Source organism: Microbacterium sp. (assembly GCF_035687345.1).
Lineage (GTDB): Bacteria > Actinomycetota > Actinomycetes > Actinomycetales > Microbacteriaceae > Microbacterium.
The window spans coordinates 20,743-32,748 of record NZ_DASRXZ010000018.1; the positions used below are offsets into that span (position 1 = coordinate 20,743).

Genomic DNA, 12,006 nt, shown 5'->3' on the forward strand with positions numbered 1-12,006 from the left:
TCGTTGGTCCGTGGCCGATCAGCGGCCGGTCTTGGGGGCGAACACCCGTGCGACGACCCGCGCGACGAGGTTCAGCACCATGACGATGACGATCAGGGTCAGGGCCGCGGCCCACGCGCGGTCGATGTACGCCTCGGCGGGGATGCCCTGGTTCATGTACTGCGTGTAGGTGAAGACGGGCAGGGTCTGCATCCGTCCGTTGAACAGGTCGTAGTTCATCGATGCCGTGAAGCCCGCGGTGATCAGCAGCGGGGCCGTCTCGCCGATCACGCGCGCGATCGCCAGCATGACGCCGGTCGTGATGCCGGCCACGGCGGTCGGCAGCACGACCTTCGCGATCGTCGCCCACTTCGGCACGCCCAGCGCGTACGCCGCCTCGCGCAGCTCGTTCGGCACGAGCCGCAGCATCTCCTCGCTCGAGCGCACGACCACGGGGATCATGAGGACCGCCAGCGCGACCGACCCCATGATGCCGAGACGGATGCCGGGACCGAGGAACAGCGCGAAGAGGGCGTACGCGAACAGGCCCGCGACGATCGACGGGATGCCGGTCATGACGTCGACGAGGAACGTGATGCCGCGCGCGAGGCGCTTGCCCTCCCCGTACTCCACGAGGTAGATCGCGGTGAACAGCCCGATCGGGATCGAGATGACGGCCGCCGCGAGCGTGATGAGGAGCGTGCCGACGATCGCGTGGAGCGCCCCGCCCCCCTCACCGACGATGTTGCGCATCGACATCGAGAAGAAATCGGCGTCGAACCGCGCGATGCCGTTCGCGACGACGGTCCATGCGACCGAGATGAGCGGCACCATCGCGATGAGGAACGCGATCGTGACCAGGCCCGTCACGAAGCGGTCGACCGCCTTGCGGCGGCCCTCGACGACCCCGGAAAGCGCGAAGATCGCGACGAGGTAGGCGATCGCCGAGACGATGAGCCACGCCGCGACGTCGAGACCTTCGCCGGCGGCGAGGGCCATCACGCCGAACACGCTCAGGACGATGAGGAGCGTGGCTCCCAGGAGCGTCCAGGGCACCCACGCGGGGAGCCGTCCGCTGCGCAGCGACGTCTGCGGGCGGGTCTCCGGGCGGACCTGGGGAGGGGCGGCTGTCAGCGTCATGTCAGTTCGCCCCCGAGAAGTCCTTGCGGCGGTTCACGATCCACCGCGCGAGCGCGTTCACCGCGAACGTCACGACGAACAGCACGAGGCCCGTCGCGATGAGCACGTTGATGTTGAGTCCGTACGCCTCGGGGAAGCTCAGGGCGATGTTCGCCGCGATCGTGTTGGGGTTGTCGGATGTGAAGAGCCGGAACGTGACGCCGCCCGACACCGAGAGCACCATCGCGACGGCCATCGTCTCGCCGAGTGCGCGGCCGAGGCCCAGCATCGACGCCGACACGATGCCGGAGCGGCCGAAGGGGAGCACCGCCATGCGGATCATCTCCCACCGCGTCGCACCGAGTGCGAGCGCCGCCTCCTCGTGGAGCACGGGCGTCTGCAGGAAGATCTCACGGCAGATGGCCGTGATGATCGGCACGACCATGACCGCGAGCACGATCGCCGCGGTGAAGATCGTGCGTCCCGTCGCCGAGACGTCGCCCGCGAACAGCGGGATGAAGCCGAGGTTGTCGCTCACCCAGGCGTACGCGGGCTGCACGGCGGGCGCGAGCACGAGGATGCCCCACAGGCCGAACACGACCGACGGCACGGCGGCGAGCAGGTCGACCACGTAGCCGAGGCCCTGTGCGAGGCGGCGCGGCGCGAAGTGCGTGATGAACAGCGCAACGAGGAGCGACAGCGGCACCGCCATCAGCAGGGCGAGGAAAGCCGCCCATACGGTGCCGAAGACGAGCGGCCACACATAGTCCCAGAAGTTCGCGGGGAGGATCGACGCCGTCTCGCTCGTCGCGAACAGGGCCGGGAGCGACTGCACGATGAGGAACACCGCGACCGCGGCGAGCGTCACCAGGATCATCGAGCCCGCGAACAGCGCGGTGGCCGAGAACCAGCGGTCCCCGGGCCGGATGCGCGGTTTCGCCGCGCTCTTCGGCGCGACAGGTGCGGTGGTGGTCATCGGCCCTTCCGTGGTGTGTTTCCAGCCGGGAGCCCGACCCGGCCGGGGAGGGCCGGGTCGGGCATCCGTGTCGTTGTTCAGTTGATGGCGTCGATCGCCGCGTCGATCCGCTCGCGCAGCGTGTCGGAGATCGGGGCGTTGCCCGCGGCGGCCGCGGCAGCCTCCTGACCCTCGGCGCTCGCGGCGTACGAGAAGAACGCCTTCACGAGCTCGGCTGTCGCCGAGTCGGTGTACTCGGCGCAGCCGATGAGGTAGCTCACGAGCACGATCGGGTACACGCCCGGCTCGGTCGTGGTGCGGTCGATCGCGATCGCGATGTCGGTCGCGGCGCGTCCCTCCTCCTCGGGCGACGCGTCGACGACGCGGGCGGCGGCCTCGGGCGAGTACGGCACGAACTCGTCGCCCACCTGGATCGCGACGGTCCCGAGGTCGCCGGCGCGCGAGGCATCCGCGTAGCCGATCGTGCCCTCGCCGCCCTCGACGGCCGACACCACGCCGCTCGTGCCCTGCGCGGCCTCGCCGCCCTCGACCGGCCACACGCCGTCGGGCTCGTACGTCCACACGTCGGGTGCGGTCTGGAAGAGGTAGTCGGTGAAGTTCTCGGTCGTGCCCGAGTCGTCCGAGCGGTGCACGGGCGTGATCGCGAGGTCGGGGAGCTCGACGCCATCGTTGAGGGCGGCGATCGCGGGGTCGTTCCACCGCGTGATGTCACCCGTGAACATTCCCGCGACGGTCGCGGGGTCGAGGTTGAGCGAGTCGATGCCCTCGAGGTTGAAGATGACGGCGATCGGGGAGATGTAGGTCGGCAGCTCGACGAGGTCGGACCCGTCGACGCACGCGTCGAAGGGACCCTCGGCGATCTCATCGGTCGTGAACGCGCGGTCGGAGCCGGCGAACGCGAACGCGCCGGCCTGGAACGACTCGCGACCCGTGCCGGAGCCGGCCGGGTCGTAGTCGATCGTGAGGTCGGGGTTGGCCGTCTGCAGACCCGCGGTCCACGTCTGGACGGCGACCTCCTGCGACGACGCGCCGCCGCCGACGAGGTTGCCGGACAGCTGCGCGCCGCCGTCGTTCTCGGCGGCGCCGGCGCCGGACTCGTTCGCGGCGCAGGCCGACAGCGTGAGGGCCGCGATCGCGGCGACAGCGCCCACCTGGGCGATGCGGGAGATCTTCACAGTGGATCCTTCTTCACGTTTCAGGGATTGAGTCACCCGGTGCGGGGTTCGCCCTGAAACGTAGACACCGGTCGTTACCAGAGTGGGGTGCGACGGTGAACGGAAGGTGAACGACGGAAGTCCCGGAATCTCCGGATCGCGGGGGTCAGTCCTTGGGCACGTGCGTCTCGATCGTGACGATCCCCGAGCCGGGGCTGTCGACCGAGAGGTGCACCACCGAGAAGGCCGCGGGCTCGAGCGCCGAGGCGCTGCCGAGGTACGAGCCGCGCAGCGTGCCCGTCGCGAGCGCGAGCTCGTTGAGGATGTCGGGGAGCACCGGGCCGTGGCTGCACAGCACGGCGGGCTTGCGTGCGCGCACGCGCTGCCCGACGACGGTCCGCGCGTCGGACTCGCCCTTCTCCCAGGCGTCCTGGCTGATGAGCTTCGTCGTCTCGATGCGCCGGTCGAGCACGCGCGCGAGCGGCTCGACCGTCTCGACGCAGCGCACGGCGGGGCTCGAGATGATCTTGCGCACGCCGAACGCGCGCAGGGGGCCGACGAGCGCCTTCGCCTGCTTGCGGCCGCGCGACGTGAGCGGGCGCTTGCGGTCCTTGCCCTTCCAGGCGTCGCGCGAGACCGCCTTCGCGTGGCGCAGCACGACGAGGGGGAACGTCGTGAGCACGCCCTCCTCCACGATGCGGGCGAAGTGCTCGAGGATCTCGACGTCGACCGGGTAGCTGAGGCGGCCCTTCGCCTTGCGCAGCGAGACCCATTCGAGCGCGGCGATCTCGCGGTTCGGCACGAACGCGGAGGCGCGGATCGCGGCATCCGTCGCCTCGGCCGCCCAATAGTGCACGATCTTCTGCCGCTTGTTCGGCATGTGGTAGCGCGAGACGCCGACGGGCACGCCGAGCGCGACGCGGATGCCGGTCTCCTCGAAGATCTCGCGCGCAGCGGTCTCGGCGAGCGTCTCGCCGGGGTCGACCTTGCCTTTGGGGAGCGTCACGTCGCGATAGCGCGTGCGGTGGATGAGCAGGACCATCACCTTGCCCTCCACCACGCGCCACACGACGCCGCCCGCGGCGTAGACGGCGACGTCCGTCATCGAACCGCCCGAGCGCGCCGGCGACGCTGCACGCTCATCATCGTGCGGTCCTGGAGGTCGGTGAGCGGCTTGCCCGACTCGTCGAGATGATGCCGGGTCCATTCGCCGTCCGGCCCTAGCCACCACGAGCTCGTCTTGTCGGACATCGCGCGATCGAAGAGCTCGGTGAGCGCCGCGATGTGCGCGGGCGCCACGACCCGCACGAGCGCCTCGACGCGGCGGTCGAGGTTGCGGTGCATCATGTCGGCGCTGCCGATGTACACCTGCGGGTCGCCCTGGTTGTGGAACGCGAAGATGCGCGAGTGCTCGAGGTAGCGGCCGAGGATGCTTCGCACCGTGATGTTCTCGCTCATGCCCGCCACGCCCGGCTTGAGCGAGCAGATGCCGCGCACCCAGACCTCCACGGGGACGCCCGCCTGGCTGGCCCGGTAGAGCGCGTCGATGATCTGCTCGTCCACCATCGAGTTGACCTTGATGCGGATGCCGGACGCCTTGCCGGCGAGGGCGTTGCGCCGCTCCTTCTCGATGAGCCTGAGCAGACCCTTGCGCAGGTGGAGGGGTGCGACGAGGAGCCGCTTGAACTTCTTCTCGATCGCGTACCCGCTCAGCTCGTTGAACAGGCGCGTGAGGTCGCGCCCGACCACGGGGTCCACCGTGAACAGCCCGAAGTCCTCGTAGATGCGGCTCGTCTTGGGGTTGTAGTTGCCCGTCCCGACATGGCTGTAGTGGCGGAGCACCCCGTCTTCCTCGCGGATGACGAGCGCGAGCTTGCAGTGGGTCTTGAGGCCGACGAGGCCGTACACGACGTGGACGCCCGCCTTCTCGAGCTTGCGCGCCCACACGATGTTGGCCGCCTCGTCGAACCGTGCCTTGACCTCGACGAGCGCGAGCACCTGCTTGCCCGACTCGGCCGCGTCGATGAGCGCCTGCACGATCGGGCTGTCGCCGGACGTGCGGTACAGGGTCTGCTTGATCGCGAGCACGTGCGGGTCGCGCGCGGCCTGCTCGAGGAACGCCTGCACGCTCGTCGCGAACGACTCGTACGGGTGGTGCACGAGCACGTCGCCCTTGCGGATCGCCGCGAAGATGTCGGCGCGCTCGTTGTTGTCGCCCGGCTGGAACGCCACCGCTGTCGTGGGCACGTGCGGCGTGTAGTGCAGGTCGGGGCGGTCGATGCGTGCCAGGTCGAAGAGCCCGCGCAGGTCGAGCGGACCCGGGATGCGGTAGACCTCCTGCGCCGTGATGTCGAGCTCCTTCAGGAGCAGGTCGAGCGTCAGCTCGTCCATGTCGTCGCCGACCTCGAGCCGGATCGGCGGGCCGAACCGCCGGCGCAGCAGCTCGGCCTCGAGCGCCTGGATGAGGTTCTCGGTCTCGTCCTCCTCGATCACGACGTCCTCGTTGCGCGTGAGGCGGAACGCGTGGTGGTCGAGGATCTCCATGCCGGGGAAGAGGTCGCCGAGGTGGTTCGAGATGAGCTCCTCGAGCCGCACGTAGCGCACGCCCGATTCTCCGTCGGAGACCTGCACGAAGCGCGGGAGCATCGGCGGCACCTTGAGGCGCGCGAACTCCTGGCGCCCGGTGCGCGCGTTGCGGATGCGGATCGCGAGGTTGAGCGAGAGGCCGGAGATGTAGGGGAACGGATGCGCCGGATCGACCGCGAGCGGCATGAGCACGGGGAAGACCTGCGCGTGGAAGTAGTCGCTCAGGTGCTCGCGCTCGTCGTCGTCGAGCTCGTCCCACCCGACGACCGAGATCCCCGTGTCGGCGAGAGCGGGCTTGACCTGGTTGAGCCACACGTCGGCGTGGCGCAGCTGCAGGCGGTGCGCCTCGGCGGAGATGTCGGCGAGCACCTCCTGCGGCGAGCGGCCGACGTTCGTCGGAACCGCGAGGCCGGTCACGATGCGACGCTTCAGTCCGGCGACGCGCACCATGAAGAACTCGTCGAGGTTGCTCGCGAAGATCGCGAGGAAGTTGGCGCGCTCGAGCAGCGGGACGAACGGATCCTCGGCCAGTTCGAGCACGCGCTGGTTGAACGCCAGCCAGCTCAGCTCCCGATCCAGGTAGCGGTTGTCGGGCAGCTGTGAGTCGAACGCCTCATCGAGGTCGAAGTCGTCGTCGTCCGCGTCGCCGAGTCCGGCGTCGAGCACGTCCTGTTCGATCATCAACACATCATTGCAAACGCACGTGACGCGCGGGGATCCGGATCAGGCGTCAGTGCGGGAGTCGCTGCGCGTGCGAGGGGCGGGGACCTGGTCGTCCTCGTACACGTTGAATCGGTAGCCGACGTTGCGCACGGTGCCGATGAGCTGCTCGAGGTCGCCGAGCTTCGCGCGCAGGCGCCGCACGTGCACGTCGACGGTGCGCGTGCCGCCGAAGTAGTCGTAGCCCCACACCTCGCTCAGCAGCTGCTCGCGCGTGAACACGCGGGACGGATGCGTCGCGAAGAAGTGCAGGAGCTGGAACTCCTTGTAGGTGAGGTCGAGCGGCTTGCCGTGCACCTTCGCCGAGTACGACGACTCGTCGATCGTGATGCCGGAGGTCTGGATGCGCGTGGACCCCTGGTCGGCGGCCGACTGCCGCCCGATCGCGAGCCGGATGCGGGCGTCGACCTCGGCGGGACCGGCCGTCACGAGGATGACGTCGTCGACGCCCCAGTCCGTCGAGACCGCCGTGAGGCCGCCCTCGGTGACGACGAGGATGAGCGGCGCGTCGAGCCCCGTCGTGTTCAGGATCTTGCACAGGGACTTCGCCCCGACGAGGTCGACGCGGGCGTCGACGAAGATGACGTCGGCGCTCGGGGCGTTCACGAGCTGGGCGGGCTCGGCGGCGATGAGGCGCACCCGGTGGCTCAGCAGTTCGAGCGAAGGCAGGACGGGACCGCCACCGTGGGTGGAGCTCAGAACGAGAAGCTGTGCCAAGGGGGGCCCTCCCGGCGACGGGTGCGCCGTGCCACACCAGTGTAAAGGCACGCGCGAAGCGGCTGCGCGAGGCCGTCACACGACGCAGGATGACGAGGAACGTCCGACTGCGCGAGAATGGAGGCGTGGTCGCGCCGGAACTCGTTCCCCGCCGCACGATCGGCGGCATCATCGCCGTCTGGATCGTCGCGGCGCTCGTGGGCATCGCGATCGCCCTGTTCGTCCCGCTCGGGTGGCGCGCGCAGTGGCTCGCGGTCGGTCTGGCCGGATGCCTCATCGTCTCGTTCCTCGTCCAGCTCGCGTACGGGCGTTCGCAGGGCTTCACGCAGCGCGTCGGCGCGAGCGTGCTCGGCGCGTTCGTCGTGCTCGGCATCCTGAGCCTCGGGTTCGGGCTCGCGTCGCTGTTCTCGGTCTGACGCGCGGCGGTCGCGCCCTCGCGCGGGGGTAGAGTGGAGCCATGGACCTCGTCGCGCTCGAACTCTTCTTCGTGGGCCTTCTCGCGCTTGCGTCGCTGGCCATCGTCTTCGTCTCGGGCGTCGTGGTCTGGAACCTCTACCGCGGCCAGCGCTGACGGGCGGCGTCGTGCTGGACCTGCCCACCGACCTCCCCGCGGACCTCGTCCCGTTCGCGTGGCTGATCGGCGTGTGGGAAGGCACGGGCGTCATCGACTACGAGGCATCCGGTCATCGGTTCTCCGGTGAGTTCGCGCACCGCGTCAGCTTCAGCCACGACGGCGGCGACTATCTCAACTACTCGGCCACGGCGTGGCTGCTGGGCGACGATCCGGATGCCCCGCGCGAGCCGCTCGTCGCCGAGATGGGCTTCTGGCGGCTGTCGCGCCCGTCCACCGACGCCGACCCCGGCCCGGGGCTGCTGCCGGCGATCGCCGAGCCCGCGCCCCGCACCGCCGAAGACGTCGAGGTGCTGCGCAACGCCGAGGGCGGCTTCGACATCGAGGTCTCGCTCGTGCACGCCGACGGCGTGAGCGAGCTGTACCTCGGCCAGATCCGCGGGCCTCGCATCGACATCGCGACGGATGCCGTCGTCCGCACCGCCGGCGCGAAGAACTACGCCGCGGCGACCCGCATGTACGGCCTCGTCGAGAACCATCTGCTGTGGGCGTGGGACATCGCCGCCCTCGGCACCGAGCTGTCGTCGCACGCGTCGGCGCGCCTCGCGAGGGCGGACTGATGTCGAGCCCGTTCGCCGACGTCCCGGGTGCCGTCGTCGAAGACGGCGTGCTCCTGCACGTCGGCAATCCTCTCGTCGAGCAGCGCGCGCTCGCCGCGGCGAGGGCGATCGCGCCGCTCGCCGACCGTCGCGTGCTCGCCGTCACCGGCGAGGATCGCCTGTCGTGGCTCGACTCCCTGACGTCGCAGGCGCTCAAAGACCTCGCGCCCGGCGTGAGCGCCGAGCTGCTCGTGCTCGATCCGAAGGGTCACGTGGAGCACGAGGCATCCGTCGTCGACGACGGAGAGACCACGTGGCTCATCGCCGACGCGGTCGACGCCGCCGGACTGCTCCACTGGCTCCGCAAGATGCGGTTCCGCCTTCGCGTCGACCCGCGCGACGCGGGGGAGGAGTACGCGGTCATCGGCGGTGCTCCCGATGCGTTCGCGCCGGTCCACGTCGCGGCACCCGCGGGGGTCGCGCTCGTGTGGCACGACCCGTGGCCGAACGTCACCGTGGGCGGCTGGGCCTACTCGCCGGTCGACCCGCACCCCGGCGCCGAACGGGAGTGGGCCGAGGCGATCGTCGCGCGCGATGAGGAGAAGCGGCTCGCGCAGGCGGCCGCGGCGGGCGAGATCGCACTGGCCGGCGCGGTCGCGGCCGAGGCGCTGCGCGTCGCCGCGTGGCGCCCGCGCCGCTCGCGCGAGGTCGACGAGCGCACGCTTCCGCACGAGGTGGATTGGATCCGCACGGCGGTGCACCTCGACAAGGGCTGCTACCGCGGGCAGGAGACGGTCGCGAAGGTGCACAACCTCGGGCATCCGCCGCGGCGACTCATCGCGCTGCACCTCGACGGCAGCGACAGCGTGCTGCCCGAGTCGGGTGCCGTGGTGCGCGTCGGCGGCGACATCGTCGGCACCGTCACGTCGTCGGCGCTGCACTACGAGGAGGGGCCGATCGCGCTCGCAATCGTCCGCCGCACGACCCCGGTCGACGCCGAGCTGACGATCGACACCGACGCGGGCCCAGTGGCCGCCGCGCAGCAGGTCATCGTGCCGCCCGAGGCGGGGGCGACGGCATCCGTCCCGCGCATCCCGCGGCTTTCGCGCCGCGCCCGCGCCTGACGCGAGCCGTCGGCATCACCGGGGCGCGACCGCCGCCCACGGCACCGTGAGCTCTCCCAGGCGCCACCGCGACCGCGCCACGAGCGGCCAACCGCGCTCGACGAGCGACCCGAGGGCCGCCTGCCACCGGTGCACCGAGCCGAACGGCGACAGCGCCGCGGCGCGGTCCCACTCTCGGTCGAGCGCGTCCAGCAGATCGTGCACCCTCTCCCCGCGGACGTTGCGGTGGATGAGGGCTTTGGGGAGCCGCTCCGCGGCGATCGACGGATGCCACGCCTCGCCGCCCGCGATCGTGGAGTCACCGCGCGGCAGGCGCAGCGAGATGCTGAGGCTGCGGGGCGCGGCATCCGGTCCGATCGCGACCCACGTCACGATGCGGCCGAGCTCGTCGCATGTGCCCTCGGCCAGCAGCCCGTCCGGCGCGAGGCGTCCGGCCATGCGCTGCCACGCGTCGGAGACCTCGGGCTCGTCGTACTGCCGCAGGACGTTCATGGCGCGGATGACGGCGGGACGGCGCCCGTGCGGGGCGGGTACCTCGAACCCGCCGAGCGCGAACGACACGTGCGCGTCGCGGGCGAACGACGTGCGTCCGGCGCGCACGTCGGTGAGCTGGCCGCGTGCGCGCTCGACGCGCGCCGGATCGATCTCGAGCCCCAGCACCTCGACGTCGGGCCGCGTGCGCGCGAGGCGCGCATGCAACTCGAGCGCCGTCACACCGCTCGCCCCGTAGCCGAGGTCGACGACGAACGGGTCGGTCGCTCGACGAAGGGCGGCGTGGCGCGCGATCCACCGATCGACGCGACGCAGCCGGTTGGTGCCCGTGGTCCCGCGGGTCACCTGCCCGACGGGGGAGGAGGCCATGCCTCCATCATCGCCCAGTCGCGGCATCCGCCCCTCGATATCATGGGCGGATGACCGAGCCCTACACGCTGATCCTGCTCCGCCACGGCCAGAGCACGTGGAACAAGTCCAACCAGTTCACCGGGTGGGTCGACGTGCGTCTCACCGAGCTCGGGGCCGCCGAGGCCAAGCGCGGCGGCGAGCTGCTCCTCGAGTCGGGGCTCCTGCCCGATGTGCTGCACACGTCCGTGCTCACGCGGGCGATCCAGACCGCCAACATCGCGCTCGAGGCGGCCGACCGGCTGTGGATCCCGGTCAAGCGCTCGTGGCGCCTCAACGAGCGCCACTACGGGGCGCTCCAGGGTAAGAACAAGGCGGAGACGCTCGAGGAGTTCGGCGAGGAGCAGTTCATGCTGTGGCGCCGCTCGTTCGACGTGCCTCCGCCGCCGCTGGCCGACGACGACGAGTACAGCCAGGTGGGCGATCCGCGCTACGCCGACATCGACGGCGAGGTGCCCCGCACCGAGTCGCTCAAGCTCGTGATCGACCGCATGATGCCGTACTGGTACGACGAGATCGTGCCCGACCTCAAGGCCGGCAAGACGGTGCTCGTGACGGCGCACGGCAACTCGCTGCGCGGGCTCGTGAAGCATCTCGACGGCATCAGCGACGCCGACATCGCGGAGCTGAACATCCCGACGGGCATCCCGCTCGTGTACCGCATCGGCGAGGACCTCATGCCCGTCGGCCCGGGCGAGTACCTCGACCCCGAGGCCGCCGCTGCGGGCGCGGCCGCCGTCGCGAGCCAGGGCAAGAAGTAACCGGGGTGATCAGCCGGGCTGCTCCGTCGGGGGCAGTTCGATCGTGTCGGTGTGCACCATCCAGTCGCCCGTCGACAGGTAGAGCACCTTCTTCGCGACCGACACCGCGTGGTCGGCGAAGCGCTCGTGGTAGCGACTCGCGAGGGTCGCGTCGACCGTGGCGGACGGGTCTCCCTGCCAGCTGTCGCTGAGCACCTTCTCGAAGACGCTCACGTGCAGGTCGTCGAGCTTGTCGTCGAAGTTGCGGATCTCCTCGACGAGCGCCAGGTCTTCGGTGCGCAGCAGCTCCGTGAGCCTGCGCGCGACCTCGGCGTCGAGCTTGCCCATCTTGGTGAACGTCGACTTCAGACCCTTCGGGATCGCCCGTTCGGGGAAGCGCATGCGCGTGAGCTGCGCGATGTGCTCGGCGATGTCGCCCATGCGCTCGAGGGACGCGCTCATGCGCAGCGCGCTCACGACGATGCGCAGGTCGCGAGCGACCGGCTGCTGCCGCGCGAGGATCTCGATCGCGAGCTCGTCGAGCGCCGTCGCCTTCTCGTCGATGACGACGTCCTCCTCGATGACCTCCTCGGCGAGGGCCACATCGCTCGATTCGAACGCACGCGTCGCCTTGTCGATCGCGACGGTCACGAGCTCCGCGATCTCGACGAGGCGGTTCTGCACGTCTTCGAGCGACTGGTGGAAGACTTCGCGCATCGAAGCACCTTTCGTGGACATGGCGACACCGCGGTTCGGCGACCCCGGCGATTGTCACCGGCGAAGGTTAACGGCCGGTGCCGGAACAGTGAATAGTACCTTTC

At 70.4% G+C, this 12,006-nt stretch carries 12 protein-coding genes; 4 read left to right on the forward strand and 8 right to left on the reverse strand.

All coding sequences use genetic code 11. The features are described from left to right. Positions 1-18: 18 nt before the first annotated feature. The 6 genes from pstA to VFF97_RS01575 form a co-directional block, all read right to left on the reverse strand. A complete protein-coding gene (pstA, locus tag VFF97_RS01550) occupies positions 19-1,119 on the reverse strand; it encodes a phosphate ABC transporter permease PstA (protein ID WP_325031732.1) in 1,101 nt (366 codons plus the stop codon). 1 nt (position 1,120) lies between these two features. Further along, on the reverse strand, positions 1,121-2,074 hold the full coding sequence (pstC, locus tag VFF97_RS01555; protein WP_325031733.1) for a phosphate ABC transporter permease subunit PstC: 954 nt from the start codon (positions 2,072-2,074) through the stop codon (positions 1,121-1,123). A gap of 77 nt (positions 2,075-2,151) precedes the next feature. Further along, positions 2,152-3,249 (reverse strand): phosphate ABC transporter substrate-binding protein PstS, encoded by a 1,098-nt coding sequence (locus tag VFF97_RS01560; protein WP_325031734.1) that lies wholly within the window; start codon positions 3,247-3,249, stop codon positions 2,152-2,154. A 145-nt stretch (positions 3,250-3,394) separates the two neighbouring features. Next, positions 3,395-4,333, reverse strand: coding sequence for an NUDIX hydrolase (locus VFF97_RS01565; RefSeq protein ID WP_325031735.1), 939 nt, complete (start codon positions 4,331-4,333; stop codon positions 3,395-3,397). After that, positions 4,330-6,495, reverse strand: a complete 2,166-nt coding sequence (locus VFF97_RS01570) for an RNA degradosome polyphosphate kinase (protein ID WP_325031736.1) — start codon at positions 6,493-6,495, stop codon at positions 4,330-4,332. The genes VFF97_RS01565 and VFF97_RS01570 overlap by 4 nt, the downstream gene beginning before the upstream one ends. 42 nt (positions 6,496-6,537) lie before the next feature. Continuing rightward, positions 6,538-7,251, reverse strand: coding sequence for a response regulator transcription factor (locus VFF97_RS01575; RefSeq protein ID WP_325031737.1), 714 nt, complete (start codon positions 7,249-7,251; stop codon positions 6,538-6,540). Between the two features lie 125 nt (positions 7,252-7,376). On the opposite strand from VFF97_RS01575, the gene VFF97_RS01580 reads away from it, so the two are divergent. The 3 genes from VFF97_RS01580 to VFF97_RS01590 all read left to right on the forward strand — a co-directional run bounded on the left by VFF97_RS01580 (position 7,377) and on the right by VFF97_RS01590 (position 9,545). Further along, a complete protein-coding gene (locus VFF97_RS01580) occupies positions 7,377-7,667 on the forward strand; it encodes a hypothetical protein (protein WP_325031738.1) in 291 nt (96 codons plus the stop codon). Positions 7,668-7,833: 166 nt separating this feature from the next. Beyond that, positions 7,834-8,442 (forward strand): FABP family protein, encoded by a 609-nt coding sequence (locus VFF97_RS01585; protein ID WP_325031739.1) that lies wholly within the window; start codon positions 7,834-7,836, stop codon positions 8,440-8,442. Continuing rightward, positions 8,442-9,545 (forward strand): YgfZ/GcvT domain-containing protein, encoded by a 1,104-nt coding sequence (locus VFF97_RS01590; protein ID WP_325031740.1) that lies wholly within the window; start codon positions 8,442-8,444, stop codon positions 9,543-9,545. The genes VFF97_RS01585 and VFF97_RS01590 overlap by 1 nt, the downstream gene beginning before the upstream one ends. A gap of 15 nt (positions 9,546-9,560) precedes the next feature. Here VFF97_RS01590 and VFF97_RS01595 read toward each other — a convergent pair whose 3' ends face one another. Next, positions 9,561-10,406, reverse strand: a complete 846-nt coding sequence (locus tag VFF97_RS01595; RefSeq protein WP_325031741.1) for a class I SAM-dependent methyltransferase — start codon at positions 10,404-10,406, stop codon at positions 9,561-9,563. Between the two features lie 50 nt (positions 10,407-10,456). Between VFF97_RS01595 and VFF97_RS01600 the strand changes: the two genes are divergently transcribed. Further along, the gene (locus VFF97_RS01600) at positions 10,457-11,206 is read left to right on the forward strand and encodes a phosphoglyceromutase (protein ID WP_325031742.1); all 750 of its coding nucleotides are present in this window, start codon (positions 10,457-10,459) and stop codon (positions 11,204-11,206) included. A 9-nt stretch (positions 11,207-11,215) separates the two neighbouring features. On the opposite strand, the gene phoU is transcribed toward VFF97_RS01600, so the two are convergent. Further along, on the reverse strand, positions 11,216-11,902 hold the full coding sequence (gene phoU, locus VFF97_RS01605; protein WP_325031743.1) for a phosphate signaling complex protein PhoU: 687 nt from the start codon (positions 11,900-11,902) through the stop codon (positions 11,216-11,218). Positions 11,903-12,006 lie beyond the last annotated feature (104 nt).